Origin of the sequence: Bradyrhizobium sp. STM 3566, assembly GCF_045571445.1 — a bacterium.
Lineage (GTDB): Bacteria > Pseudomonadota > Alphaproteobacteria > Rhizobiales > Xanthobacteraceae > Bradyrhizobium > Bradyrhizobium vignae.
The window spans coordinates 5,346,646-5,372,679 of record NZ_CP120692.1; the positions used below are offsets into that span (position 1 = coordinate 5,346,646).

The 26,034-nt window shown below is 62.2% G+C and carries 31 protein-coding genes and 1 pseudogene; 18 read left to right on the forward strand and 14 right to left on the reverse strand.

Annotation, left to right across the window (positions count from 1 at the left end):
• Positions 1-162: 162 nt before the first annotated feature.
• The 5 genes from P6U27_RS25715 (at position 163) to P6U27_RS25735 (ending at position 3,977) form a co-directional block, all read left to right on the forward strand.
• Positions 163-582 (forward strand): organic hydroperoxide resistance protein, encoded by a 420-nt coding sequence (locus P6U27_RS25715; protein ID WP_129145529.1) that lies wholly within the window; start codon positions 163-165, stop codon positions 580-582.
• Positions 583-613: 31 nt separating this feature from the next.
• The gene (locus P6U27_RS25720; protein WP_407192795.1) at positions 614-1,642 is read left to right on the forward strand and encodes an alpha/beta fold hydrolase; all 1,029 of its coding nucleotides are present in this window, start codon (positions 614-616) and stop codon (positions 1,640-1,642) included.
• A 72-nt stretch (positions 1,643-1,714) separates the two neighbouring features.
• Complete coding sequence (locus P6U27_RS25725) at positions 1,715-2,272, forward strand: cytochrome P460 family protein (RefSeq protein ID WP_122404505.1); 558 nt, start codon at positions 1,715-1,717, stop codon at positions 2,270-2,272.
• Positions 2,273-2,893: 621 nt separating this feature from the next.
• Positions 2,894-3,145 carry a helix-turn-helix transcriptional regulator gene (locus P6U27_RS25730; RefSeq protein WP_407192796.1) on the forward strand — a complete coding sequence of 84 codons (252 nt, stop codon included), beginning with the start codon at positions 2,894-2,896 and terminating at the stop codon, positions 3,143-3,145.
• 532 nt (positions 3,146-3,677) lie between these two features.
• Entirely contained in the window at positions 3,678-3,977 is a 300-nt protein-coding gene (locus tag P6U27_RS25735) for a hypothetical protein (RefSeq protein ID WP_145987026.1), read from the forward strand.
• Positions 3,978-5,072: 1,095 nt separating this feature from the next.
• On the opposite strand, the gene P6U27_RS25740 is transcribed toward P6U27_RS25735, so the two are convergent.
• Complete coding sequence (locus tag P6U27_RS25740) at positions 5,073-5,249, reverse strand: hypothetical protein (protein WP_164937167.1); 177 nt, start codon at positions 5,247-5,249, stop codon at positions 5,073-5,075.
• Positions 5,250-5,587: 338 nt separating this feature from the next.
• On the opposite strand from P6U27_RS25740, the gene P6U27_RS25745 reads away from it, so the two are divergent.
• On the forward strand, positions 5,588-5,812 hold the full coding sequence (locus tag P6U27_RS25745) for a hypothetical protein (protein ID WP_122404508.1): 225 nt from the start codon (positions 5,588-5,590) through the stop codon (positions 5,810-5,812).
• A 619-nt stretch (positions 5,813-6,431) separates the two neighbouring features.
• Positions 6,432-6,653: a hypothetical protein gene (locus P6U27_RS25750; protein WP_122404509.1), complete on the forward strand. Its 222-nt coding sequence runs from the start codon at positions 6,432-6,434 to the stop codon at positions 6,651-6,653.
• A gap of 104 nt (positions 6,654-6,757) precedes the next feature.
• Here P6U27_RS25750 and P6U27_RS25755 read toward each other — a convergent pair whose 3' ends face one another.
• The 4 genes and pseudogenes from P6U27_RS25755 to P6U27_RS25770 form a co-directional block, all read right to left on the reverse strand.
• Positions 6,758-6,970: a hypothetical protein gene (locus P6U27_RS25755; RefSeq protein ID WP_122404510.1), complete on the reverse strand. Its 213-nt coding sequence runs from the start codon at positions 6,968-6,970 to the stop codon at positions 6,758-6,760.
• Positions 6,971-7,081: 111 nt separating this feature from the next.
• Complete coding sequence (locus tag P6U27_RS25760) at positions 7,082-7,975, reverse strand: helix-turn-helix domain-containing protein (RefSeq protein ID WP_244607706.1); 894 nt, start codon at positions 7,973-7,975, stop codon at positions 7,082-7,084.
• Positions 7,976-8,160: 185 nt separating this feature from the next.
• Positions 8,161-9,050: pseudogene (locus P6U27_RS25765) on the reverse strand (Ku protein).
• Positions 9,051-9,123: 73 nt separating this feature from the next.
• Entirely contained in the window at positions 9,124-9,327 is a 204-nt protein-coding gene (locus P6U27_RS25770; protein ID WP_145987027.1) for a hypothetical protein, read from the reverse strand.
• Positions 9,328-9,430: 103 nt separating this feature from the next.
• Here P6U27_RS25770 and P6U27_RS25775 point away from each other — a divergent pair, with 103 nt between their 5' ends.
• The 3 genes from P6U27_RS25775 (at position 9,431) to P6U27_RS25785 (ending at position 10,721) form a co-directional block, all read left to right on the forward strand.
• Complete coding sequence (locus P6U27_RS25775) at positions 9,431-9,661, forward strand: hypothetical protein (protein WP_122404512.1); 231 nt, start codon at positions 9,431-9,433, stop codon at positions 9,659-9,661.
• Positions 9,654-9,902, forward strand: a complete 249-nt coding sequence (locus P6U27_RS25780) for a hypothetical protein (protein WP_129145525.1) — start codon at positions 9,654-9,656, stop codon at positions 9,900-9,902. The genes P6U27_RS25775 and P6U27_RS25780 overlap by 8 nt, the downstream gene beginning before the upstream one ends.
• Positions 9,903-10,037: 135 nt before the next feature.
• Positions 10,038-10,721 (forward strand): hydrolase, encoded by a 684-nt coding sequence (locus P6U27_RS25785; RefSeq protein WP_122404514.1) that lies wholly within the window; start codon positions 10,038-10,040, stop codon positions 10,719-10,721.
• Between the two features lie 616 nt (positions 10,722-11,337).
• Here the strand turns inward: P6U27_RS25785 and P6U27_RS25790 are convergent.
• On the reverse strand, positions 11,338-11,652 hold the full coding sequence (locus P6U27_RS25790) for a hypothetical protein (protein WP_407192797.1): 315 nt from the start codon (positions 11,650-11,652) through the stop codon (positions 11,338-11,340).
• A gap of 244 nt (positions 11,653-11,896) precedes the next feature.
• On the opposite strand from P6U27_RS25790, the gene P6U27_RS25795 reads away from it, so the two are divergent.
• Complete coding sequence (locus tag P6U27_RS25795; RefSeq protein WP_122404516.1) at positions 11,897-12,091, forward strand: hypothetical protein; 195 nt, start codon at positions 11,897-11,899, stop codon at positions 12,089-12,091.
• Between the two features lie 334 nt (positions 12,092-12,425).
• Here P6U27_RS25795 and P6U27_RS25800 read toward each other — a convergent pair whose 3' ends face one another.
• Positions 12,426-12,626, reverse strand: coding sequence for a hypothetical protein (locus P6U27_RS25800; protein ID WP_122404517.1), 201 nt, complete (start codon positions 12,624-12,626; stop codon positions 12,426-12,428).
• 180 nt (positions 12,627-12,806) lie between these two features.
• Here P6U27_RS25800 and ligD point away from each other — a divergent pair, with 180 nt between their 5' ends.
• The 3 genes from ligD to P6U27_RS25815 are packed head-to-tail and all read left to right on the forward strand — an operon-like array spanning position 12,807 to position 15,276.
• Positions 12,807-14,630 carry a DNA ligase D gene (gene ligD / locus P6U27_RS25805; RefSeq protein ID WP_129145523.1) on the forward strand — a complete coding sequence of 608 codons (1,824 nt, stop codon included), beginning with the start codon at positions 12,807-12,809 and terminating at the stop codon, positions 14,628-14,630.
• Positions 14,627-15,109, forward strand: a complete 483-nt coding sequence (locus tag P6U27_RS25810) for a hypothetical protein (protein WP_209295795.1) — start codon at positions 14,627-14,629, stop codon at positions 15,107-15,109. The genes ligD and P6U27_RS25810 overlap by 4 nt, the downstream gene beginning before the upstream one ends.
• Positions 15,110-15,129: 20 nt before the next feature.
• Positions 15,130-15,276 carry a hypothetical protein gene (locus P6U27_RS25815; protein ID WP_209295794.1) on the forward strand — a complete coding sequence of 49 codons (147 nt, stop codon included), beginning with the start codon at positions 15,130-15,132 and terminating at the stop codon, positions 15,274-15,276.
• Here P6U27_RS25815 and P6U27_RS25820 read toward each other — a convergent pair.
• The 7 genes from P6U27_RS25820 to P6U27_RS25850 form a co-directional block, all read right to left on the reverse strand.
• Positions 15,273-16,658 carry an MFS transporter gene (locus P6U27_RS25820; RefSeq protein WP_129145538.1) on the reverse strand — a complete coding sequence of 462 codons (1,386 nt, stop codon included), beginning with the start codon at positions 16,656-16,658 and terminating at the stop codon, positions 15,273-15,275. The two genes, P6U27_RS25815 and P6U27_RS25820, sit on opposite strands and share 4 nt — an antisense overlap.
• 49 nt (positions 16,659-16,707) lie before the next feature.
• Positions 16,708-17,649 carry a hydroxymethylglutaryl-CoA lyase gene (locus P6U27_RS25825; protein ID WP_122404520.1) on the reverse strand — a complete coding sequence of 314 codons (942 nt, stop codon included), beginning with the start codon at positions 17,647-17,649 and terminating at the stop codon, positions 16,708-16,710.
• Positions 17,646-18,839 (reverse strand): CaiB/BaiF CoA-transferase family protein, encoded by a 1,194-nt coding sequence (locus tag P6U27_RS25830; protein WP_122404521.1) that lies wholly within the window; start codon positions 18,837-18,839, stop codon positions 17,646-17,648. The genes P6U27_RS25825 and P6U27_RS25830 overlap by 4 nt, the downstream gene beginning before the upstream one ends.
• Before the next feature lie 108 nt (positions 18,840-18,947).
• Positions 18,948-19,904: a LysR family transcriptional regulator gene (locus P6U27_RS25835; protein WP_244607708.1), complete on the reverse strand. Its 957-nt coding sequence runs from the start codon at positions 19,902-19,904 to the stop codon at positions 18,948-18,950.
• A gap of 909 nt (positions 19,905-20,813) precedes the next feature.
• The gene (locus tag P6U27_RS25840) at positions 20,814-21,359 is read right to left on the reverse strand and encodes a DUF4863 family protein (protein ID WP_129145521.1); all 546 of its coding nucleotides are present in this window, start codon (positions 21,357-21,359) and stop codon (positions 20,814-20,816) included.
• A gap of 14 nt (positions 21,360-21,373) precedes the next feature.
• Positions 21,374-22,102 (reverse strand): nitroreductase, encoded by a 729-nt coding sequence (locus P6U27_RS25845; RefSeq protein WP_244607709.1) that lies wholly within the window; start codon positions 22,100-22,102, stop codon positions 21,374-21,376.
• The gene (locus P6U27_RS25850; protein WP_245163119.1) at positions 22,078-23,307 is read right to left on the reverse strand and encodes an ABC transporter substrate-binding protein; all 1,230 of its coding nucleotides are present in this window, start codon (positions 23,305-23,307) and stop codon (positions 22,078-22,080) included. The genes P6U27_RS25845 and P6U27_RS25850 overlap by 25 nt, the downstream gene beginning before the upstream one ends.
• Before the next feature lie 74 nt (positions 23,308-23,381).
• On the opposite strand from P6U27_RS25850, the gene P6U27_RS25855 reads away from it, so the two are divergent.
• The 4 genes from P6U27_RS25855 (at position 23,382) to P6U27_RS25870 (ending at position 25,908) form a co-directional block, all read left to right on the forward strand.
• A complete protein-coding gene (locus P6U27_RS25855) occupies positions 23,382-24,512 on the forward strand; it encodes a LysR family transcriptional regulator (RefSeq protein ID WP_244607711.1) in 1,131 nt (376 codons plus the stop codon).
• Between the two features lie 263 nt (positions 24,513-24,775).
• Positions 24,776-25,072: a hypothetical protein gene (locus P6U27_RS25860; RefSeq protein WP_244607712.1), complete on the forward strand. Its 297-nt coding sequence runs from the start codon at positions 24,776-24,778 to the stop codon at positions 25,070-25,072.
• An 18-nt stretch (positions 25,073-25,090) separates the two neighbouring features.
• On the forward strand, positions 25,091-25,411 hold the full coding sequence (locus P6U27_RS25865) for a hypothetical protein (protein ID WP_407192798.1): 321 nt from the start codon (positions 25,091-25,093) through the stop codon (positions 25,409-25,411).
• A gap of 323 nt (positions 25,412-25,734) precedes the next feature.
• Positions 25,735-25,908 carry a DUF3606 domain-containing protein gene (locus P6U27_RS25870; protein ID WP_122406789.1) on the forward strand — a complete coding sequence of 58 codons (174 nt, stop codon included), beginning with the start codon at positions 25,735-25,737 and terminating at the stop codon, positions 25,906-25,908.
• The last annotated feature ends 126 nt before the right edge of the window (positions 25,909-26,034 follow it).

The following is a 26,034-nucleotide window of genomic DNA, read 5'->3' on the forward strand; positions in this document are numbered from 1 at the left end:
ACCAGCTGATTGTGGTCCGGCAAGGCCATCCCGGTCGCGACCGCCGGGTCGCATGGGGCCGTTGTGAGACTTGCAAAGCTGGACCTCACAAATTCTCACAAGTCCAAACGGGTGCCTTGTGCGCGCCGCTGCTAGTCGGCTCGCGACGGCAAGGAGACCACAATGACGCAAACGGCTAAACTACTCTACACAGCCAGAACCCACACCTGCGGTGGGCGACACGACGGCACATCGCGCAGTTCCGACGGTCGCCTCGACATCATGCTGTCGCCGCGGGGCGGCGCAGGCATCGGCACCAATCCGGAGCAATTATTCGCGGCTGGCTGGTCGGCGTGTTTCGAAGGCGCGATGGAAATCGCGGCGAGCAAGCGGAAGATCGAGCTTCCGAGGAAGAGCGCGATCGATGCGGAGATCGATCTCGTGCTCGACGAAGGTGCTTACTTGCTTCGGGCGCGCCTCAACGTCAGCCTGCCGGGTCTCGATCCCGAGATCGCGCACACCATCATCGATGAAGCACACCAGACCTGCCCCTATTCCAAGGCCGTCCGCGGCAATATCGACGTCACGGTCGCGCTGATCTGACGCACCACTAACAATCTCAGGGACCCTGCACATGAAGCAGATCATCGACCAGCACCGCCGCAAGTTCTTCGGCATCGCCGCGGGAAGCCTCGCCATCGGCCTCGGCGCCGTCGGCCTCGCTCGCGCCCAATCGGGGGCATCGCGATCGTCCGCATCGAATGCGTCCTTCGGACCGATCAAGCAGATCGACGCCGGCGTTCTCAACGTCGGTTATGCCGAGGCGGGCCCCGCGAACGGTCCCGTGGCCATCCTGCTGCACGGCTGGCCCTATGACATTCACGCCTTCGTCGATGTCGCGCCGATCTTGGCCAAGGTCGGGTACCGCGTCATCATACCGTATCTGCGCGGCTATGGCTCCACGCATTTTCTCTCCAGCGAGACGCTGCGCAACGGCGAGCCGGCCGCGATGGCGCTCGATATCATCGCGTTGATGGACAAGCTCGACATCAAGCAGGCGGTGGTCGCCGGCTTCGACTGGGGCGCGCGCACCGCCGACATCATCGCTGCGCTGTGGCCGGAGCGTTGCCGCGCGCTGGTCTCGGTGAGCGGCTATCTGATCTCGAGCCAGGCCGCCGGCAGCGCGCCGCTGCCGCCGCAGGACGAGCTGCAATGGTGCTACCAGTTTTATTTCGCCACCGAGCGCGGCCGCGCCGGATACGAGAAATATACGCATGACTTCGCCAGGCTGATCTGGAAGCTCGCCTCGCCGCAATGGAACTTCGACGATACCACCTTCGCCCGCAGCGCGGCGGCGCTCGATAACAAGGATCATGTCGCGATTACGATCCACAACTACCGCTGGCGGCTCGGTCTTGCCCAGGGCGAGGCGAAATACGAGCATCTCGAAAAGAAGCTGGCGGCGACGCCGGTCATCGACGTGCCCACGATCACGATGGAAGGCGATGCGAACGGCGCGCCGCATCCCGAGCCGGGCGCCTATGCCAAGAAGTTCTCGGGCCGCTACGAGTTTCGTCTCATCACCGGCGGCGTCGGGCACAATCTGCCGCAGGAAGCGCCGCAAGCCTTTGCCAAGGCTGTGATCGAGGCTGACAGCGCCTGAGCATCGCTTGACTTCCTCGGTTCAGCCCCGCTGGCCGAGGATCGTTTTCTGCTCCCAGCCCGGTGAAGAATCATGAATTCGACTGAAACTAACAAGAAGACGTCCCCACTTGCCACGGCCATCGTACTCGCCGTGATTGTCCTTGCCGTTCTCCTGACCTGCGCGCCCTACTTCGTCGCGATCGCGCTCGCGGAGGGACCGACAGAGCACGCCGATGCCTCGCCAATCTTCGGCGTCACCATTCCGCCCAGCTACAAGCAGTGGGAGCTGATCGCCCCTGCCGAGGAGGCGGCTCCGCTTGACGAGCTTCGCGCCGTCGTCGGCAACCAGATCGCCATCGACACCTATAAGGCCGGCAAGCTGCCTTTCCCGGACGGCACCGTTCTGGTCAAGCGCGCCTGGAAGCGAAAGCAATCGCCGGAGTTCGCGTCCGCCACGATTCCCGGCTCGGCCACGACGGTTCAGGTGATGGTTAAGGATTCCAAAAAATATGTCGCGACCGGCGGCTGGGGCTTTGGCCGCTTTGTCGACGGCAAGCCGGTCGACGAGGCCCAGCATCGCACTTGCTTTGCCTGTCACGAAGCTCGCGCAAAGAGCCAAGACTACGTCTTCACGCGGCTCGCACCTTGAGGCGATCTGGAGAACACGTAGTGAGACAAGGAGCACCGACGATGTCGCTGCAGAGGTCATACTCGCAAAACAATCATGTCACCGCCGCAACAGACGTCTTGTCACGTCGCAGCCCGAGATCACCGGATCCGCGTTCGGGGGCCGAGGCAATGATGTTCTCCCTTGTGCATCTTGATGTTTCCCTAGCCATCGAGCCGCCCGCGCCCGATATGCGCACATCTGTCCTCGGCGAGCCGAGCTTCAGGGTATCCGCCAAGCCTCTTGCGCGAGCAGCCATTTGTTCTGATCGGGGCACTGCCGGCGAGGAGATCACAGACCCGGTGATGCAGCGCCTGTCTGATGCGCTCGCGGCAACGAGAGCCATGCACCATCCCGATTACGCCATCCTTCTCGACGCGTTGCGTCTAGCCATGCTGACCCGCAAGGCCAGCTGGGGGACGGTTGTCAGTCGGCCCCGGGACACGCGAGCCCCGGGAGACCGAGAAGGACAAGCCGCTCGGAGAGTGCGGTCGCTGCAGAAATGGCGTCTGAAGCGCGTGCTCGAACATATTGAAGACAATCTGGACGCTAAGGTCACCTTGCAGCATCTGGCCGCTGTGGCTGGCTTGAGCCGGATGTATTTTGCCGCGCAGTTCCGCGGCCGTGGGCATGAGGCCGCACGACTACTTCCTGAAGCGGCGGATCGACCGAGCGAAGGAGTTGATGCAGCGGGCCGACGTGTCGCTCATCGACATCGCCTTGGCCGTGGGGTTTCAGACCCAGGCTCACTTCACGACGGTATTCAAGCGCTTTACCGGCGAAACGCCATATCGATGGAGAAGCGCTCATCTCCTACAAGCCTTTCCGCTGCCGCGGGCCGATGGGAGGCCGTGATGAGCAACCCTGACATTCACTCGTTGCTGCCGCATATAGTTGGCATCAAGCCGGCCGTGGCACACGACGAGATACTGGGATTGTTAGAGATCGTTCGGGGTCTCGGCGCTTCGTATCGTTTCGCATCCGCGGAGCCCGGAGCAGGCGGCTTCCACGGGTGTGTAACGCTAAGGTTTTGTCGGCTTATGGCTGCCAGCATCCCGCATTGCCTAGCTAAGCAGTGTTTGGTTGCTCGAGTCCCGGTACCAAGCGCGACAGTATCGATCTCAGCGCCATCCTTCGTCCGCGTCAGCGTCTTCGAGCACCAGCGGGTGTCGAAACAGATTCTCTGTGTTACCGAAAGGAGCGCCGCCTAGTCCGCCTCCGACGGCTCGGTCATTATGTCCCGCACGGCCCTGCAGCAGAGGAGTAATAGGGCAAGTATCTATCGACGATATCGTTGGGACGTTGTGCGCCTTGGATGAGGGCTCCCGGGGTTTGGCCCGCGCCAAGCCCGTACAGGTCGAACGTGCTGCGGCCTAGGAGGAGGACGATGCAGACGATCGAGTCACACGGAGTGACTCCGGACGCTTTGGAGCGCGATCTCGCGCGCAAGCTGCAGGAGCAGGTCGTCGAATGGAAGACGATGCGGTCGCCGGCGCTGTCGCGCACGGCCGCGGGCGTGCCGGTCAAGCGGCGCTTCACCCGGCGGACCTGCCGGGTCACCCTTCCACCTGATAGAGGCGCAAGCGGCCGGGATCGTGTCGATGGCCTTGGCGGTGCTGCGAATGTCCTGGGCAGACCACAGCAGGGCGCCGGCCTGAGACTTTGCATTGGCGCCCCGCGGGGATAGGAATGTTTCCCACGGGAAAAGCTATGGACGATCTGTGGTTATATTTTCGACCCATGAATCTCAAGCACGATCCCGAGTGCGAGGCGGTCGCGGCGATGTAGCTCGCTGCGGAAGCCAGCGGCGACAAGCGGCTGAACTGGATCCGGGCCGCTTTAGCGTGGACCGAGCTTACGGGTTTGAGAGCCACCGCCGTCCGTGAACTCTGCAGGTCGAGCGAGCCCGCCTAATTGCCCTCTGGCGGGCACTCCGGACAGGTGTCGCCAATCGAGTTCAGCGCATCGCGCACCTCGGCCATGGCCGCTTCCGGAGGGACGTCCGCCTAATAGGGAAAGCGATTACCTTTGAGGTCTATTCGCATCAAGAGGTGCCGGAACCCGCGTCGGGCATAGGAATGCCAGGTACTCCGACTGCGCCGGGAGTCGCTCGAGGTCGAATGGTCGGATTCCAAACTCACACCTCGGGCGACGACTTCATCACCGATTTCAAGTTCATCCTTCTCTCGAAGCCAAGCGACGGTCTTCAGAAGACCGATCGCATCCCTCGGGACGACGGGACAGAGCCTCTTAAATCATTCTTTGCGGATGAATTGGGATAGCCGCAGGCCTGCGGGTCCATCCCGTCGTCGCGCGGGACGAAACGCAGGACCGTGGGCGCAAAGTCGTTTCGTTGCGGGTAGCTCCAAGACACACTTAGTCGCGTCGCCGGCGACGACGAGAACTGGCGGCGTGATGCAGTTCCATCTTGGAGGAAGCCGAAATGACGAAATGGAGACGTCGGATCGCGGCGGTCGTCGCTGCCGGGAGTATGGTCGGATCCCGGACTCATGCAGCTCCAGCCAGCCTCGCTCCTGCGCCGACGCGATTGCGCTACGGAATTGTTCGCCAGTCCCGCCCTGCTTCAAGAAAGGGACATTGATCAGCTCGATGAAGACCCGTCCGTCCTGCACGGGTTGAATGCCGCTGGCAATCTCGATTAGCTTTCGGGCGCCAGTCTCGGGGTCGGCTAAGGGGCCAGCAGATGTGTATTTCATGGTGGCGAGAGATACATTGAGTCGCCGTGCCGACCAACCAAGTGGGCGTCTTGGCTTCTATGAAGTTACTTCGGCTCTTGCCTGCCATCCAATTCGCGCGCGGCCAAGCTAAGCTCCAGCTCTCTGAGCTGTTCGAGCAAATGTTCTACGATCTCCTCGTAGTCAGATGGCGTGAGGGAATGCACGCCGCGCAACGTCAGTTGATTGTGGAGGATTGTCGCCATCATGGCTTTAACGCTCATGACCTCTCGCTAAAAGCTAATCGTCAATAAAAACAATCGGAAGAGTAGGCGCCAAACACTACGGGTGCGCAATGTCGTAGGATTACGGGCATGACGGACTTTTTGCAGTGCAAATGATGCATGCTCGACAAGAACGCTTTGCTCGCGGGGGCCGATCATTGATCGCCGAATGAATGTACTGGATTGCGCCGATTGTGATCGATGCGCGATTTGCAGGCGCAACGAACGCCGAATCGCGCTTCGTGGAGTTAAATTTGGTTCTGAGTCATAACTATAATGACTCCGACGCAAAAATAGAAAATAGGGTGCAAAAAACAAAAAAAGAGTGGGAGGAGTAGATGGATACTGTGTGTCGCCTGCGCGCGATGGCATCGCTGTGCCGTCAGACCGCCGCGCGTAATCCCGATAGAAGTTGGAAACTGCTCGCCGAAGCTGAGTATTGGGAGCATTTAGCGAACGGTGCGCTGCGCGATCACTTCAAACCGTGCACATCTGGCTTCTCGCTCCGAGCAATCGGAGATGATGCGAGCACCACGCAATCGGCGCACGGTATGGCGGCATGAGCGCTTTCGGTGCTCAAGTCGCTCGACGAAACACAGCTCTCACTTTTAAAAGCGTTCTGTTCTGGACGGAGGAGGTCTCGAACTTCCTCGCGGGGTACGAGCGAGTCAGCGGTTGGAATAGCAGAGTACATCACGAAATAAGCTGAACTATTTTTTGGCGGGGGTTGGGTTCATGGATAGCGTAGAGCGGTGCTTCGCCGCAGTGACGGCAATCGGTTTCTTTGTGACCGTCATCGGAGTGATATTGTTGCAAACGATGTGAGTTCTGCTTGGCCAACTCGCGACGAAGGCTCCGCGCAGCGGCAACGCGCCTGCTTCAGCAAGGTGGTGCAGCGATGCGCGGTTGAGGGAAAAGCCTCTAACAAAAAGTAAGGCCGCCTCCAGAGCGGCCTTAACTGTCTCCCTCATCCTTGCCCGCCTAGTCGCGGTCGTCGACAAGCAGCGGGCGAGGACCGGACGTTCGGCTCGTTCCGGCCTGTCATAGGATTGTGGCATAGCCGTTGCATAATAAACGGCAACTGGGATTTCAGTGCTCAGTTTGAAAATAGGCGCTGCCGAGACACGTATTTTGAGCTCGGCACCGCTGTTTTGCTGGTTCTCTTAATTCGGAGCCTCGGCTATGGCCTACGATGCCGTCACGGTGCAAATGCTCCGCGACGTTCTTGATGAGGTTCTTTCCAGCCCGCCATTCACGCTCCAGCAGCAGCGGTCGGCGTTGGAGGTCGCTGAGCGCATTCTCAAGCTCGCTTCCCAAGGCGAGCGTCGGCCGGACAATATTAAGCAACACTTGCGTAACGAGTTTTTCACGTCGGAGCTGACCGGCATCGAAATGGAAGACTAGCGCTGACTGCCAGACCGTAGCATCAGAGTCGAATATCCGCGCTATGGGCCGCGATGATTTGCGGACCCTGCCCCTCCACATGCGGAAGGCGAACCTTGCAGCAGCTACTGGCGCGCCGGCCGGACGGCATCAGCGCAAACCCGTCGTGCCTTCGACACGGCGGGCTTGCTTTCGGATGCGGTTCGCGCGGCAGCTTGCGGCACGGCCGCCAGGGATGCCGCTCCCCCGACGGTCAGCAGGAGCGAACGGCGTGATACCCCGCCCGACGTTTCTTCTGTCTCGACGGCGCCGTCGATGAACGGCTCATGGTTGGTCATGGTGGTCTGCCATCCCTCGGATAAGCCTGCAAATGGGCATGTTCCCAAGAGAAGTACCGTTCGGATATTGCGGCGGCTATCGCACTCTTGCGATAAATTGCCGCCGGGCGCTTACAGCGCTCGCCGGAATGCGGAAGGGGTTACTCCCACCCTCCTTCGGAAAGTCGCAGCGAAAGCCGATGGAGTTTCGTAACCGACTGCAAGCGCGACCTCTGTGACGCTCAGCCTCGAGTGGGCGAGAAGTTCGCGCGCGCATTTCATTCGTTGCCCGGTCAACCATGCATGCGGGGTTTGGCCGGTCGACTGCCGAAAGGCTGTGCAGAAGTGAAACCGGCTGAGACCGACGAGGGCGGCGAGTTCATCAAGCCCGACGTGGCGGTTGAGATTCTCCTCGATGAATGCGGTGACGCGCTTCACCTGCCAATCGGCGAGCCCACCCCTTCTGTCCTGAGCAGGCAACCCGCCAAAAGACGAATGCTCCTGGACCAGCCGCAAGCACAGGAGGTCGATCGCTTGCTCCACGAACAGGCGGGACGAGGCGCTGTCCCGCTCCGCCTCATGGCTCAGGACATCGAGCAACCCCGCCGCCGCGGGATCGGCGAAAGCCACACGCGGCAGAAGTTCGACGCGCCTTCCGCCCGCGATCTCATCCGCGCACGCCTGAAGGCGTTCTTGCGTGAGGTACACGTGCGAAACCACGACGGGCCCTGCGATGTTCCAGTGGCCATCTACGCCTTGCGGAATGAAAGTGAACGCTCTCGGGTTTGTCCTGGAGTCCAGGAGTTTGTTCTCGACCCGCCAGGATATCCGATGCTGCCCTTCGTAGCAGCCGACCGCGATGTGTCCGGTCACGCCGCGCATGTAATCCTCTTTCAGGCCTCCGTGCGCCCACTTCGGCGTCAGGCGCGCATCGCCCTTCAGAACCTCGGACAGCAATATGGGCGGCTCGTCCAAGATACGCGCCATCTCGGCGGCCGCATCGGGGCCGAGGTGGTCGGCTTCCACCCGGGACAGGCCAGACGGATTCGCAGTATTGCTTCGGGAACGGAGCAATCGCTGATCCAAACTGACGCCCTCATCTCGGTTGAGTGCTGAACTATGCAAGAGAGACGCCATTATGCAGAAAAAGGTTCGCGACGCCACAAGGGCAGCGCCCGACCAACATGGCAGCCTTCAAATTGATCAGCCGATCATTGGTCGTGGCGTACGCTTTGCGAATATTTTGGGCTATGCGGACTTCCGCTGCGGCCTCCGGCGGACGCCTTCTTCGGCTTCTTGGCCGGCTTGGTCGCCTTCGCCGGCGCGGTCTCCTGACCGACAGACCGGCGCAGCGCTTCCATCAGGTCGACGACGTTCGTCGCAGCGGGCTTGGATTTGGGTGTGATCGGCTTGCCGGCGCGCTTCTGGTTGATGAGGTCGATCAGCGCAGTCTCGTAGTGGTCTTCGAACTTATCGGGATCGAAGCGCCCCGCCTTTTGATTCATGATGTGCTTGCGAGATCCAGCATGTCCTTCGTGACTTTCACGTCTTGGATGTCGTCGAAACACTCCTGCTCGCTGCGCACCTCGTAAGGGTAGCGCAGCAGCGTGCCGACGAGCCCCTTGTTCAGCGGCTCGAGCCCGATGATGTGCTCGCGGTTGGTCAGCACCACCCGACCGATCGCGACCTTGTTCATTTCGCGGATGGTCTCGCGGATCACCGCGAAGGCGTCGTGCCCGACCTTGCCGTCCGGCCTGATGTAGTACGGGCGGATCAAATAGCGCGGGTCGATGTCCGCCTTGTCCACGAACTCGTCGATCTCGATGGTGCGCGTCGACTCAAGCGCGATCTTCTCGAGCTCCTCCTTCGAGACCTCGATGAACTGGTCCTTCTCGAGTTGGTAGCCCTTGACGATGTCCTCGTTCGGCACCTCGTCGCCCGTATCGGCGTCGACCTTCAGGTACATGATGCGATGGCCGATCTGCCGGTTGAGCTGGTTGAACGAGATCTTCTCGGATTCGGAGGTGGCCGGGTAGAGCGCCACGGGACAGGTGACCAGCGAGAGACGGAGGAAGCCTTTCCAGTTGGCGCGGGGTGCCATGTACGCAGAACTCCGTTGGGCCTCGATTCAAGACGAACGGGACGCCTAGGTTCCGACATCTCGCGACGGCCTTCTAGGCATCGATTTCCCGGCGGATCAGATCGCGGTGTCCGATGTGCGAGGCCAGCAGCATCCGGAACGTGCCGAGCACGTCATTGGCCAGCCCAGCCGGATGTCCGGCCCGTTCCAATTCTTCCACGATTGCGAGCTGCCGGGCGACATGGTCCTCCGCAAGCGCGACGTGACGCTCCGCTTCCGCAAGGTGCCGGTGCGCCATCAGCGGGTCCATCCGCGCAGTCTACTCCAACGGCAAGCTGGTCCGGCATTAAAACCCAAGCGAGGCCGCTTGACTCCACGTGAACAAAAAGGGAACATAGCGCATGCCCGCTGCGCCAGAAGCCACAACGCGCGTCGAGGGGGACGTGGAGCTCGCCGCCGACCAGGCGATCACGGCCTGCGGCGGCGATGCGCACAAAGCCGTGAAGGCCCTGATCGTCGCCAACGACTTCCTCGAGGCCCAGCTCGACGAGCTCCGGACGAAGGTGTCGACCGGCTACTCGCGGGGACGGCTCCCAGGAGCCCGAGAACGCAAAGACGAGGCAAATGGCTGATGTGACCTACTATGTCGCTCTACCGTTCGTTTTCTCCGACGAGGGCCTGGCCGCCAGCGAGGCGACGGAGTGCCTCAGCGCCAACGCCGCAGTCATGCGGGCGGAGGCGCTGTCCCGGAAGCCCGGTCACGCCGGCGCAATCGCGTTCAGTCGGACCGGAGACCCCTCTAGCGGCGACTTCAGGCACGCCAAGCTGATCCGGAAGTGCGGCGAGGTGCCCGACGACCTCAGCGCGCTGTGAGGGCCTACGTCTGACGTCGTGCTCCTTCATGATCTGGCCGACGTCCGGCTCGTCGACCGTGGAAGCTCGCGCATCAGCAGATCTTCCTGATATAGATTTGGCGGATCCTTCACTTCCATTCGAAAGAGGAACAACGTGGCAAAGACCCAGCCCGAACCTGTCCGCGATCCGAAGGCCGATCATCTTCTGACCCCGCAAAACTGCGTTCTGGTCCTGATCGACTACCAGCCTGAGCAGTATTCCAGCGTGACTTCATCCTCCCGTGAGGAGATCACCCTCAATGCGGTTGCGCTGTGCAAACTCGCTCAGGCCTACGGCATCCCTGTGGTGCTCTCGACGGTGGCGGTCGATATGGGCGTGAACGAAGGCACGATTCCGGAGATCCGCGCGGCTCTGCCGGGAGTGGAAGAAATCGACCGCACGGGCGTCAATGCATGGGAAGACGATGACTTCCGCAAGGCGGTCCAGGACACCGGGCGACGCAAGGTGGTCATCGGAGCGCTCTGGACCGAGGTCTGCCTCGCCTTTCCGACGCTCGACATGCTGGCCGAAGGCTACGAGGTCTATCCGGTCGCCGACGCGGTGGGCGGCATCTCGCCGGCCGCGCACGAACGCGCGTTCGACCGAATGATCCAGGCCGGGGCAAGGCCGATCACGGCGATCTCCTTCGGTTGCGAGATCATGCGCAACTGGGCGCGGGGAGATTCCGACAAGCTGCGAGAAGTCATGCGATGGTATTTCCCTCAGCATCGACGTCTGCACAAGTCGCTTGATGGATCAGGCGGAGCGCCGATCTCGACCGGGCTGACTGCTGCTTAAACCTCCGAGGAGCTTGCCGGTCGTGCTGTTGACGAAGTGAAGCGCCATGCAGGCGGGACACCGCACGGGCATGTAGGTGTTTTGCGGCGGCGCCTCCGGCCGATCGTCTTCCAGCCGCTGCTGCACGTTCATGCCGGTGCGCGGACACTTGAACAAAACCTGGCGCTCCATGAAGCGAGCATGCGCCCGCTCGCGAGCCTGCGAAATTGCGGTCGACTACCTAAGGTCCTCCCCTAAGGAAGCGGGACTGGGTTTTGAGATGGCTCAAGGCGCCTAGCCGTCTCTCCCCTAGGATTTGTGCACGCTGGCGCGAAGCGCGCTGGCGCCGTGACGAGCGGAGCCCGGACTCCTAGGCGCTCCGGACCCCGCTTCGCATCAGGGCACCGACCGCGAGGACGGGCCGGCTCCGGAGAGCGGCTCGCCGGCAGTTCGATGGAACGAAGGCCGGGACCGCGGGTTGGAGGGTCACAGCCCCTGGCTAGAAAAGCGGACAATTGGCCCCGGCGATCCTTTGGACGCCGGGGCTGATTTCCGTCAGGGCGCCGAGGAAGGAGCGCTAGAGGAGAGCCGAGATGTCGCCGAACATACCGTCGGATGACCTGGCTGCGCTCGTGCACTACGCGCTCCACACCACGCGCGCCACCACGGTCTGCCCCTCCACGACGATGTCACCATCCGCGTCGGCGACGATGCAGCCGAGAGCCACGCGCTCGAGCGCGCCAAGCGCATCGTCAAAAGCGACGGGACGAGCTGCGAGCCAGAGGTACTCAGGGAGGAAATCGGCCGCCAGCTCTCGCTCACCGCCGATGGGCGATGCCCAAAGTGCGACCGGACTGGTCCGGACTAGGACTCGTTCGGCGGCTTCAGGGGGCCTTCGATCCAGCCACGAACCGTCGGCGAACGCATCGGGTCGCCATCGCAAGTCACGCAAACATACCGCTGCAGCCCCGCTTACCGTCCGCGACAGCCGTCATCGGTTTGCCGCACGTCGGGCACAGCTTCCGGTTCGGAAAGAGCACAGTCATCGGATTTTCCCTGCCGGCTACAGCGTAGTTCCATCCGACCCGCGGGCGCAACAGCGTCGCGGAAAGTTGTACGCGACTGCCGAAGTCCTTGACCTCACCGCCGCCGAATAATGAAATGCAGTTTTCAGTGATTGTTGCGGGGGTGGCGTCGTGGAAGAGTTCTACAGGGGCTTCGCGCAGCGGGCGCGCGATCTGGCGGAGAAAGCGGATCCATTCACCAAGCGGCGGCTGCTCGATTTGGCCAAGCGGTACGAACTCAAGAGCAGCGGATCAAGCTACGGACGCACGCCGCCGCCGCGCGCAACGCCGCCGAACGTGCTGTTCTCCGGCTCGGGCGAAGCATGAGCACCGGCCAGGTCGGCGAGATCAGGTGCGAGGCTTGCAACGGCACCGGCTCCGCCGCCGGTACGCCAGCCGGCGCCGGGCCGCAAGATCTATGCCGGCAAGTGCACGACTTGCAGAGGCGAGGGACGGAGACTCCGCCCCCATGAGCCAACTTTCCTCCGCCGAATAGGAGCCGACGGCACGCACTTGCGTTGCCAGCGATGCGACGACGTCGGATCGTTCTCGGAGGTGAATTCAGGCTGGCTCTGATACTGATCGCAGTCGGACTTCTCCTGATGGCCTCCGGCGGAAGGGCGCTCGCCCATGACCAGTGACGAGCGCCGATCATGGCTCATCACCGCCACATCTTCGGCGCGTCGCTGAGCGCCTTCCGGCCGACCTGCATCAAGCTGTCCGCCGTCGCCTCGCCCTGCCTGGCCGCTTCGAGGATCTTCGCGGCTACGTGCGTGCGGGTGCCGGTTTCGTAACGCGACACGGTTTGACAGACATCGTCGAGGACCGCGCGCAGCAGCGCGGTGGTCTGGGCGTCGAACATCGGAGAGAGCCCCTCAGTCGTTGGAGAATGAGGATAACCGGCGCCGCGCGTTCCCGGATTCAGGAAAATTAAGATGCATCGCAAAAACTTAGCGAGCGCGCCGGCCCAAGAACGAGGCGGAAGCAGGCTCACCAGCGACTGGCGTGAGGGAACGATTCAGGCCTGCCAGGTTGAATCCGCATGTGTGCCGTGGCGTTGCGTCAGTCTCGTTCGGAAGTATCGCGCGTCACCGCCGCCCGCAAAACCGCTATTCCAGGTTACATCGAGCCGTGCGACCCCACGCTGCGCGAGAAACCGCCCCCTGGGGAGGGTTGGGTCTACGAAATCAAAGCGGACGGATATCGCGCACAGCTGCATCTCCATGATGGCGATATCACAGTCTATTCGCGGACGGGACTCGACTGGACGGAGCAGTTCTCCTCGATTGCAGCCTCGGCTCATAAGGTGAACGCGAAGAGCGCGATCATCGACGGCGAGGCCGTCGTGTACGGCAGCGGCGGGCTGCCCGACTTCCAGCGGCTCCGGCGCGAGCTCGGCCGCAAGCAGAGCGAGCGTGTGCGCTACCACGCCTTCGATCTCCTGTACCTCGACGGCTACGACCTACGTGGCGCGGCCTATGAGGATCGCAAGCGTCTGCTGCAGCAGCTCCTCGCGAACGCACCGGAAACCTTCGTCTATGTCGAGGCTCTCGAGGCGGACGGCGATGAGATCTTCGCGAAGGCCTGTCAGCTCGGACTGGAAGGGCTGGTCGCCAAACGGCTCGGCCGCCCATACCGCTCGGGCCGGCAGGAGACCTGGATCAAGCTGAAGTGCAAGAAGAGCGAGACCTTTCCGATCGTCGCCTTCGTGGAAAAGCTGGGAGCCCATCCGCGCAAGATCGCCTCGCTGTATGTGGGCCGCCACAAGGACGGCAAGCTCGTGTATGCCGGCAAAGTTCGGACCGGATACACTGAGACGACCGCGCGCGAGTTGCGCGAGCGGCTGGATCCGCTGATCCGACGAACCTCCCCGCTCGACGTCCGGATCAGGAAGCCGAAGGCGACATGGGTCGAACCGGCCGTCGAAGCTGAGGTGGAGTATGGTGCGCTGACGGACGACGGCCTGCTGCGGGAAGCGGTGTTCAAAGGTCTTCGGGGCGACCTAGCAGTGCGGACGGTGAAGGCGCCGCGGTCGGCGCCATCCTCCGCCGGATGGCCGAAGCTCGGGGTGCCCAAGGAAAACATCCTCCAGCTTCTTCCCGACGCGGTCGTCCCTTCCAAGGAAGAACTTGCGAACTATTGGAGGCGGGTATGGAACAAGGCGCTGCCGCACCTCGGCCACCGGCCCCTCAAGCTGGTGCGGCACGTGCACGGCACCACCTTCTACCACAAGGGGCCGCTTCCGAAGGACGTCCCGGAAGCCGTGCACCAGCTCCGCATCCAGAAGCGCGATGGCGGGCAAGGGACGCGCCTCTGGGTCGACAGTCTTGATGGCCTTCTCGGCCTCGTGCGGATCGGAACCGTCGAGCTGCACCCCTGGAATTCGACGGTCGAGGACTTCGAGCATGCCGACCGCATCGTGATCGACCTCGATCCGGGCGAAGGCGTGGAGTGGCAGGAGGTCGCCGACACCGCGCTCGAGCTTCGTGCCCTGTTGAAGCGAGAAGGGCTCGACCCCTGGCCGAAGCTGACCGGTGGCAAGGGCGTTCATCTGATGGCGCCGCTCGATGAGCCGATGCTGCACGATCGGGCGCACCGGATCACGCGCGGACTGTGCTCCGAGTTCGCCGCGCGCAATCCCGATCGCTACATCCTCTCAGCGCAGGCAAGGCGCGCTCGGCGGATCTTCCTCGACTATCTGCGCAACGGACGCGGCACGACGGCCGTCGGCACCTATTCGCCGCGGGCGCGGGAAGGATTTCCGATCGCCGCACCCGTGAGCTGGGCGAGCCTGGAGAAGGGCATCAGGCCGGACGCGTTCACGATGGATAGCCCGTTTCGGGTAAAGCAAAGGAGGCCCCCATGACGGACGCGTTCGACCGTTGGATCGAATGGGCCAAGAAACCGCCCGGCGAAAGACCCGGGCTTCCGTCCGAAATCCACGCCACCCTTCGATCGCTCCCGCGAGAGGATCGCGCCGATCGGCAGAAGGTCAATGCCGCAGTTGAACATCGGGCTGAGCTGAGTCGGACCCGAAGGACGGCGTGGGTTTATCTCAACGACTACGAGAGTGGAAAACAGCGGAACGTCGGCGACCAGGAATGGGTAAAGGTGTTTGCGTCCGCAGAGGCGGCCGATAGATGGTTCGACAAGCACGATCCCGAGGGCGTTGCGTGGGAATACGAGATCGAAGGCGGGCAGCGGCAAACTTCCGTTTGGATCTATCTCGCCGATGAGAATTCCAGAGCGATCGGCGACACTTCCTGGGCCAGGCTCTTCGCCTCCAAGCAGGCCGCCGACAAGTGGCTCCAGCACAATGCTCCCAACGATGGCGGAGGCCTTTGAGCCGGTCGGCGGACTACAGGGTGCTGCGTCGCCCGGTGCCGCGGTCCGCATCCCAGCGGACCGTCGGGCAGGATTGCAGGACCGGCATCCTTCTGGACACCGAGACGACCAGCCTCGATCACGCCAAGGACGAGATCATCGGGCTCGGGATGGTCAAGTTCGACTAGGATGGTCGGATCGTCGGCGTCCGTGACACGTTCTCGGCCTTCAACGGGCCGAGTGCGCCCGCGTCCGCTTCGGGCAGATCGTTCGCCCTCAACCCGCGCGGCAGCGAGGTCAGCAGCAGGATCGCGCAGAGCACGCAGACGCTACCGATCGCGTAAAGCGCAGGTGTGGTGCTGCCGGTCCAGTCCTTGACCGAGCCGACCATCACCGGGCTCACGATTCCGCCGACTTGGCCGAGCGTGTTGATCAGTGCGATGCCGCTCGCTGCGCCCGCTCCCGTCAGGATCTTTGGCGGCAGGGTCCAAAACGTTGGGATCGCTGCAACCACGCCGGCGCCGAGGACGGCAAGCGCCCCCACCAGCGTCACGACATTCTTGTCGAAGGCTCCGCTGGCGAAGAAGCCGAATCCTGCGGCCAGGATCAAGGCGGCCACGAACTTCGGACGTTCGCCCGAGGCATCGGACATCCGCCCGACCACCAACATGCTGATGGCACCGCACACATAGGGAGCGGCCGTCAGGAAACCGATCGCCGCCGCGCTGCCAACGCCCGCGGCCTTGATCAGATCCGGCGCCCAGAAATTCAGCCCGTAGGATGCGACCTGGATCAGGAAGTAGATGAAGCCCAGCAGCAGCACGCCCGGCATCAGCAGCGAGCGCCACGCCGAGCGCTCGTCGACCTCGCTCTTCTGCCGGTCGAGCTGCACCGAGATGATACGACGTTCGTCGTCGCTCAGCCACTTCGCCTGCTCGATGCCGTCATCGAAGCGGAACAGGACGACCAGGCCGAGCGCAACGCACGGCAGACCGCCAGCCACGAACAGCCATTGCCAGCCGGCGAGACCATGCAGTCCGTTGAGATAGTTGAGAATGAGGCCGGAGATCGGCGCACCGATGATCCCTGAGAAGGCGGTCGCGAGGAAGAATACCGACGTCATGCGCCCACGGTGCGACTTCGGAAACCAAAGTGTCAGATAGTAGAGAATGCCGGGTGCAAATCCTGCTTCCATGGCGCCGATCACAAACCGCAGTGAGTAGAACTGCCATTCGCTGCGCACGAACACCATGGCCGCGGTGGCGATGCCCCAGGAGATCATGATGCGGGCGATCCAGCGCCGCGCGCCGAAGCGATACAGCAGCATGTTGCTCGGCACTTCCAGCAGGACGTAGCCGACGACGAACAGGCTTGCGCCCAACCCATAAGCCGTGTTGCTGAGCCCGAGATCGGCTTGGAGCGCGGCTTTGGCGAAGCTGATGTTGACGCGGTCGAAGAACGCGAAGAAGTAGCAGACTATGATCAGCGGCATCAGCCGCCAGGCAATCTTCCTGATGACCCGATGTTCGGAGATCCCGGTGTCCACATGCCCGATGGCCGCCGCTGTCATGGTCATGGTTTCCTCCTTATGTTATTTGAGATTCTGAGTTGTTGGATGTTCAGCCCGAGTGCCGCAATCGCTCCGGAAGCGGATGCAGGTCCGAGGCGGGGCCGGCCTTGGCGACCTGACCGGGCACGTCATGCCCGACCAGTCCGGTCAAACGGCATGACACGTCAATCAGGCCTCGCAGATCGAGGCCGGTCGCGAGGCCCATCTCCTGGCAGAGATTGACAAGATCTTCGGTACAGACATTGCCGGTAGCCCCGGGTGCAAATGGGCATCCGCCCAAGCCGCCGAGCGCCGCATCGAAGCGTCGCGCTCCAGCATCATGAGCGGCGAGCACATTGACTAGCCCCAGGCCGCGGGTGTTGTGGAAGTGAAGCGTCAGCTTGTCCGCGGGCACCAGCAGCAAGGTCCTGGCCACTAGTTGAGAGACCTGGTTCGGATTGGCCATGCCGGTCGTATCGGCGAGCGTGATGCCGTCGGCGCCGAGAGCGAGATAGCGGCTGACGATGTCCAGCACCTTGTTGATCGGCTGCGCCCCCTCGAACGGGCAACCGAACGCCGTCGCGACGGTGGCGTTGAGCAGAGCGCCAGCTTCGTGTGCGGGCCCTGAGATTTCGGCGAGCGACGCCAGCGAGCGCGCATGCGTCATGTTCATGTTCGCGCGGTTATGGGTCTCGCTCGCCGACATCACGAAGTTGAGCTCGTCGGCGCGTGCCGCCAGCGCCAGCTCGGCGCCGCGCCGGTTCGGGATCAATGCGGTGTAGACCGTACCCGGCCGCCGCGTGATGCCGGCGAAAACCTCGGCAGCGTCGCGCAGCGACGGAACGGCCGCTGGCGAGACGAAGGACGACACCTCGATGCGGGCGAAGCCGATCGCGGACAGGGAATCGATCAGCTTGATCTTGTCGGGCGTCCCGACCCATTTCGGCTCGATCTGCAATCCGTCGCGCGGCGCAACCTCCTGAATGACGATGGCGGGTAGTGCGGCGGTCATTGCACCGCTCCAGTGCGGCGCAGCCGCGCGATGTCAGCCTCCTCGAGACCGAGACCCGACAGAACCTCGTCCGTATGCTGACCGAGGGTGGGGCCTGACCATCTGACGGCGCCTGGCGTGTCGGAGAACTTTGGCGTAATCCCCGGCATCTTTACGGTGACATCACCCGGCAGCTCGGTCGGCAGGATCATCTCGCGAGCCGCATAATGGGGATCGCTGACGATGTCTGCGACCGAGTAGATCCGTCCTGCGGGAACGTCGGCGCCGTCCAAGACCGCCAGAATCTCCTCCATCATCCGCGTCGTCGTCCACGCGGTGATGGCGGCGTCCAGGATGGCGTTGCGGCGAACGCGCCCGTCATTGCTGGCGAGCGATGGATCGTCGGCGAGATCCGGCCGGCCGACGACCTGCATCAGGCGCCGGAAAATCGCATCGCTATTGCCGGCGATGACGACGTGCTGACCGTCCGAACTCGGATAGGTGTTGGAGGGGCTGATACCCGGGAGAGCGCCACCGGTGCGGGTCCTGACATGCCCCATGAGGTCATATTCGGGGACGAGACTCTCCATCAGATTGAACACGCTCTCGTAGAGCGAGACGTCGACCACCTGGCCACGCCCCTGTCCGGTCTTGACCCGCAGCAGCGACATCAGAGCGCCGATCACGCCGTGGAGCGAAGCAAGGCTGTCGCCGATGCTGATGCCGACACGAGCCGGCGGACGTTCCGGATCGCCCGTGGTGAAGCGGAGGCCCCCCATGGCCTCGCCGATCGCGCCGAAGCCGGACCTGTCGCGGTAAGGGCCGGTCTGGCCGTAACCGGAGATCCGCACCAGCGTCAGGTCGGGATTGAGCCTGGACAGCACATCCCAGCCGAGGCCAAGCTTCTCGAGGTTGCCCGGCTTGAAGTTCTCAATCACGACATCTGCCTGAGCCGCAAGGCGAAGCGCCACTTCGCGGCCTTCTGGCGACTTCAGATCGATCGCGATCGACTTCTTGTTGCGCGATTGCAGGTACCACCAAAGCGAGGTGCCCTGATGCAGCTTTCGCCAGCTGCGCAGCGGATCACCGGTGCCGGGCTGCTCGATCTTGACCACCTCGGCGCCGAACTCGGCGAGCAGCCGCGCGGCAAACGGCGCGGCAATCAAAGTTCCGAGTTCGACGACTCGAATTCCGGACAGCGGTCCATCCATGGCAGGCGCTCCTCGACGATCTGTTTCGTCGAGATGTCGCCGACCAGGAGGTGTTGAGTCCAATAGTCGTTGATGAAGGAGCGTTCGCGGATGACGAACGCCGCAAAATTAGTGGGCGCTGACCGATGGAGAGCGCAGATGCGCGAGCATCAGATGGCTCGTTGCCGACAAGCCCGCAGGATCTCTCGCAACCAGCACCAGTTCGCGGTCGGCCCAGTCGTCGCGCAACGGAACCGCCGCCAGACCCATGCCGTGGCTCAGCACCTCGAACGCACGATCCGGAATGAGACCGATGCCCATGCCTGCCTGCACCATGCGGCAAACCGCATCGAAGCCGGGGACATGAACACGCAGTCTGATCGATTTGCCGATCTGCTGCGCGGTGTATTGCGAGCGCAGATAGATCGAGCTGGTCGCGAACAGGCCGACATGATCGTAGTCCAGCGTATCGGCAAAGGTGACCTTGCCGGACCTCGTCAACGGGTGATCGGACCGCACCACGATGACGAGGCGATCCCTGCGGTATGAGAAGCGTTCCAGCCCGCGGGTCGACACATCCGCTGAGCAGATGCCGATCTCGGCTACGCCCTCCTCGACACCGCGAACCACCTCGGCGCTTGCCCGCTCCTGCAAATCGAGGCGCACCATCTCGTGCGACCGAAAGAATCCCGGCAGATCGTCGGGAAGGAATTCGACGATCGAGGACAGATTGGCCAGCATCCGCACGTGTCCGCGCACGCCTCGGGCGTGCTCGGCCATGTCGACCGCGATCTTCTCGACGTTGAGCAGGGTGACGCGCGCATGATGCAGCAGCGATTCTCCCGCAGGCGTCAGAGCCATCCCGGTCGGGTGCCGCTCGAACAGGGCAACCTCGAGCGCCTCCTCGAGATCATGCATGCGCTTGCTAACTGCGGATGCGGCAATCGCCTCCCGTTGCGAGGCGCGCGTCAGATTACCCTCTTCGCAGATGGCGATGAACAGCCGCAAGGTGGTGAGGTCGATGCGCCGAACGAGATCAATCCTGTGTGACGACGTTGATCGCGGCGGCATTGTTTTCTGTTGCATGGTCGGCTTTCCCAACCTGCAAGATAAGCCCTCCAATGTGGAGCGTTTTCTCAAACTTCACGGCGCCATCGAGCAAAATTAGGATAGAATCTCAAAATGCGTCCAAAAATCTATTTTTTATTTCAACCGAGTTGGTGCCGCTGTGCAGCGCGCATTTAATCCGCATCCACTCAGCTGCGCTGCATCACCCGAGCTGCCGTTGAGGTCATGCCTTAGAACCAGCGCCTGATTCGCGAGGGCGAACAGTTCCGCGCTCTCAATCTTCGCGCTCGCAATCTGCCGAGCTTGCCCGCCCTGTTTCCGGCCTCCGATCGTCCGCAATTAGCCCGAAAGACAAAATCGCGACGGTCTAATTTGGCATGCCCCGTCCGCTGACGCGTCATGAACAGAGATGGCAACCCGCAGCACTCGCGGTAATTAGCTCGATACGATCCTGTATAACGTACGACAAGGCAGCGATCGCATTCCACATGAAATCGGCAATAGTTCAGATTGACATCTCCGCATAAGCGTGTTGCCGGTCGTGAAAGTTGGACCGCGCCTTGCAACGGACAGGCGACTGCGCCAAATCGCGGGCAAGGTCGACACTCCGCTGACCGCGCGAAAGCATTTAGTTCGATTTATGTACTTTGGTTCCGCTCAAATTCCTTATGCCGCTCGTCAAACCAGAGACGAAAGACCGCGTCCTGCATTGACCCCGCCCTGATAGCGAACGCATTGCTTGCGGCCTGATATCGTTCCTGGCGCGTCGGATACTTCTCAAAGATGCCTTTCAATTTATTCTCAGCCTCACGATTGTTTTGCATTAGTCATTACATATCTATCATCGGACGGCTAGGTAGTCCCTATTACGTGGAGCAGCTGGGCTCCAAGTCAAACGCCTTCAGATGACGCGCCCGCGATGCGAACTCAGCGATCGGACGGAGCTTTGAAGTCATACGAGATGCGTCCGGCGGGCAGATAGAACAGGGCAATCACCGCGCCGCCCCTCACCTCCGGATAGTGCCGGCTGCCGGGATCCGGCGCTGTCCAGCCTGGCCCCTGCCAGCCCTGCAATCCCCTCAGCTGCGCCCCCTTGTCGAGAGGAACGACGAGGTTTAGCTCGCCATAAGGATGGCCGTGATATTGCCCGCGCAGCACGTCGTGATCGTCCTCGTCCTTGAAGCGGCGCGGATCGGCACTGTTCATGTAGACTGCGGTGATGCTGAACTGAAACGTCTCGGGGACCGGCTCGAGGATGCGGCTGCGTCGATAGTTCGGTCCGTCCACCTCCTGGTTCGCCGCCCAACCCTCCTCGACTCCAATTTTAATGAGACGAGCGAGATCCTGGTAGAGCGCGCTGTGCTCTCCATAAGTCTCGTTGAGCCATCGCTCCATCGCCGCGCTCGGCGTCATATCCTTCACCTCGCGCAGAAAAGGAATGCTGCGCTCGATCAGCTGTTCACGGCTTCCCATGACTTTCTCCTGTTTTAGTCCTCGAAACCCTTGAAGGAGGCGAATGCCTCCACATCCGCGCGTGGCATCAGCCGCCCGCTCGCCTGCTCCCTGGGGTGCCCGATCGAGATCCCGCAGACCACCATTTGCTCGGGAGGGATGGACAGCAGCGGACGCAAAATCCGGTGAAATTTGGCGAAGGTTTCTTGCGGACAGGATTGCAGCCCACGTCCTACCGCCGCCAGCATCACGTTCTGGATGAACATGCCGAGATCGAGCCAGCTTCCCATGGCCAGGCGCCGATCGATGGTGACGATCAATCCAACCGGGGCGCCGAAGAACGTGTAGTTCTTTGCGGTCTGCCGACTCCTCCCGGCAGCATCGAACTGACCGATCCCGAGCGAGGAATAAAACAATCGCCCGAACTCCTGGCGACGGCCGAGATAGGGCTCAGGCAATGCGGTGGCGTAGTATTGATATTCGGAGAAGTGCTCGTTCGGCTCGTTCTCATACGCATGCAGAAGCGCGGCCGACACTTCGGACCTAGCGGCGCCTGCCAGCACGTAAACGTGCCAGGGCTGGATGTTAGCGCCACTCGGCGCGAACCGCGCCACGCGCAGGATCTGCTCGACGGTCGTCCGCGAGACGGGTCGACCGGAGAACTCGCGACACGAGAGCCGACCGGCGATTACCTCGTCGATCGGATTACGCGCGACTCCGTACGCTGGGTCCATGTCGATCACGACTTCTTCACGAGCGAGCATCCGCCGTCCTCCATCGGTCTGAAAGCCTCGTCCCCCGGGATGGTGGCCAGGAGTTCGTAGTAGTCGAGCTGGTACTTGGACTCCTCCGGTGACTTGACGCGAAACAGATACATGTCGCGAACCAGCCGACCGTCCTGCCGGATCCTGCCGTTGCGGGTCATGAAATCGTTCACGGGCAATCCACGCATCTGGGCCGCCACAATCGGTCCATCGAGCGTGCCTGCGGCTTCGACCGCCTTGAGATAATGCATCACCGCGCCATACGTGCCGGCGTGGATCATGGTAGGCACCTTCTTTGTCTTCTCGATGAACCGCTTAGACCACGCGCGCGTCTCGTCGTTGAGGTCCCAGTAGAAAGCCGAACTCAGCATTAGGCCTTGCGCGCTCTGCAGCCCGAGGCTGTGAATGTCGGCGATGAAGACGATCAAGCCGGCAAGCTTTTGCCTGCGCGTCACACCGAACTCGCCGGCTTGCTTGACGGCATTAATGAAGTCGCCGCCGGCATCGGCCAGCGCGATCACGTCGGCTTTGGAGGCCTGCGCCTGCAGCAGGAAGGACGAGAAATCGGGCGTATTGATCGGATGCTTCACTGCACCAACGACCTTGCCGCCGGTGGCGTCGATCACCTTCCGGCTGTCGGCTTCGAGCTGCGCACCGAGCGAATAGTCCGCAGAAAGGAAGAACCAGGACTTGGCGCCGAGACGCGAAATCGCCCTCGTCGTCCCCTGCGACAGTGCGTAGGTGTCGTAGGTCCAATGGATCCCGGTGGGCGAGCACTCGTCACCAGTCAACCGGGACGTAGCGGCCCCGGTGGCAAGAAACACCTTTTTCTTGTCTCGCGTGATGCCCTGCACGGCCAGCGCGACCGCGGAGTTCGGGACGTCCAGGATGGCCTCGACATTGTCGTTCTCCAGCCAACGCCGGGCAATCGCCGCGCCGATATCCGCCTTGTTCTGATGATCGCCGGCGACGATCTCGATCGGGCGCCCGAGGACCTTGCCGTTGAAATCGTCCACCGCCATTTGCGCCGCGACGACCGAGCCCCGGCCGCCATTGTCCGCGTAGAGCGACGACATGTCCGTCAGCACGCCGAGCCTGATCGGGCCGTTTTGTGCAATCGCCGAGGTCGCGAGCGCCACGAGCGCCGCGGCCAGTCCAAGAGATTTGTGTACGCGGCTTCGAGCCGATCTCACCCAGGCCATCATCGTTTTTCTCCTCCCAACCCGGTACCGACAATCTTGACCAGGACGGCGCGTTACGGAAGTGAAAGTCTTTCAGGATGATCCTGAACCGGCTTCAGATGGCCGGTGGCGCCACAGCAATACGCCCATGGCTTATCCAATCGGTTGCATCCGCCGAACGTCTGGCCTTAACTGCGTTCAGTCGCAAAACCCTGCCACGGCTGCGATCCGCTACAGAGAGGGCTCCCGGCGTGCCGGTTTCCTTCAAGACATTGGACCTGAACCTGCTTAAGGTTTTCGACGCCGTCATGGAGGAGCGGAGCGTTCTGCGCGCCAGCCAGAAGGTCGCGTTGAGTCAGTCCGCCGTCAGCCACTCGCTGGCGCGGTTGCGCGAGATGTTGGAGGACGAACTGTTCGTCCGCACCGCCGCCGGGATGCAGCCGACGGCGCGGGCGCTGACGATGGCGCCGCAGGTTCGCGAGGCGCTGCGATCGCTCGAGGCTGCGGTCGAGCTGCCGACCTTCGCTCCGGCGGTATCCACCAAGCCGTTCACGCTTGCCGCCAATGACTTCACGACGATGGCGCTTGCGCCGCCGCTGCTGAAGATATTGAGCCGGGAGGCTCCGTCGATCGACCTCACAATCAAGCCCGTAACGCGGATCGATCTCGCCCAGCAGATCGACCTAGGACGCATCGACGTCGCCATCGGCGTGTTCTCGTCTCCGCCGAATCGCTTCCGCACAGCTTTCTTGTTCGAGTATGACGATGTGCTGATCGTCGGCGGAAAGCGTAAGCTCGGCCGGCTCGACAACGCGAAGCTCGCCGCCCTTCCGCTAGTCGTCGTCTCCTTCGGAGGAGAGCAGGAAGGCGCGATCGGTGGTTTCATCTCAGAGCGCGGGCTGGCCAGGCGGTCGGAGATGTATGACCGCGCCGCGCTTGAACGGGCGTTGTCCGAGACCGACCGGCCCCCGCGAATCGCGGTTTCGCTGCCGCACTTCCTTGCCTTGCCCGCGCTCCTGGCCGAATCCGAGCTGGCGGCCATCGTTCCGCGGCCGTTGGCGCGTGCCTTCGAGCAAGCGCATGCGATCACGATTTATGAACTACCCTACAGCACGACCCCTGTGGAGGTGCGGATGCTGTGGCACGAGCGAATCGCGGACGAGCCATCGCACGAATGGCTTCACGAGGTACTCCGCCGCGCGACCGAGGAGCTGAGGCGCGCGCGTTAGTTGGCCTTAGCGCATCAGTTGCCGTCACCGGATGTCGCGTCGTCGCACGGCTATGCGCCTGCGCAAGGTACCTAGTTGGTTGCCGACCGTTACTGTGCGGGTAATCGTCGCTTTTTTAGCCACCTTGCGTTCCTGGCAATTCTTGCACGGATCAGTGCGCTGTTGGTGCAAATGGCGATCGGGCGCCTCTCGTCCCGCGCAGTGGAGAACCCGTCAGAGGACGGGATCGCCCTTGGGCCCGTGCCTTCGCGAGATTTAACAAAATGGTTAAGCAGCTCGCTCCTACTAGCGAGGACGCGTCACCTTACGACGTTCCGGACCTCGTCTACATGGGCAAGGTCGGTACGGGATGGAGCCGGACGACCTCAGCGCAGATCCGCAAGGCGCTCGACACCGTAGTTAGTCCGAAGCAGAGGCTGACGAGGACCATCAGGAAGCCGAAGGCAACATGGGTCGAACCCAAGTTCTATGCCGACATCGAGTACCGCGACATCACCTCCGAAGGCCTCCTGCGGGCCAGCTCGTTCAAGGGGCTGAGCAGAGGAACACGCCGTTCATAGCCGCGTTTTCCCGAGAGTATGTGGAGTACCGGCCATGGATCCGGAACGGCGAGTTGCGAAGGCCTTGGAAGCGCTCAGGGCATTCTGGCCCGATATGTCGAGCCCGGCCACAGAGATTGCGAGCAAACCATAAATCAGCTGCTTGACGTGCTCGACGACGAGACCGTCGTGCAGGCGCTCAAGGAATCAAAGATGGAAAAACCGACTGCAGAGCAAATAGCCGAGCTCAAGAGGCTCAGTGCGATCGCACGGGTCCCGGACGAATCGGAGATCGTGACTTCGAAGGAAGAAGCCGAGATCCGGATCCGCGACCTGAAAGACAAGGCGCGGATTGAATGATGCCCGAACCGAAGAAAACGCCAAAGGACGTCGACCCCGCGCATCCCGCATGAATTCGATGGCCACGTTCGATCCCGATGTGTCGCGTTCACGCTGGACTCAACGACCAGATCATCAAATGGAGCCCTCAGTGAGCTGCGTTGTACCGAGAGCACGCGTCGGAATGGGGATGACGGCGTCGTAACCTGGGACGGCCTGTTGCTCGATGGATGGACTCCCATCGTCTCTCGCCATTCCTATGGCCTCTGAGTCGCGTACTGCAGCTGACGCGGAACCCGCGATTCCTTGCGGCGTTGCATCGCCATAAGCAACAGGAGGAGCCGATGGCCGCAACGAAGAAGAAAACAGCGCGTGGACGCAAACAGGACCGGGCCCGAGTGGCCACGGGACAGGACTACGAAGTCCGGTATGAAGCGAAGAAAACCGGCCGCTCGGCATCGGCCGTCAAGAAGGTCGGGAATTCCCGCAAGCGCGTCGAGAAGCGTCTCGGCCGCTAGGTCCCTCACACTAGCAATTTCGCTATCTATCGGAGTCTATCGACTGGATGGCGCGCCACCAACACTGACAGTGTGCTCGACTGACACAACTCTTCAAATACCGTCAGATGTCAGGAACACACTTCC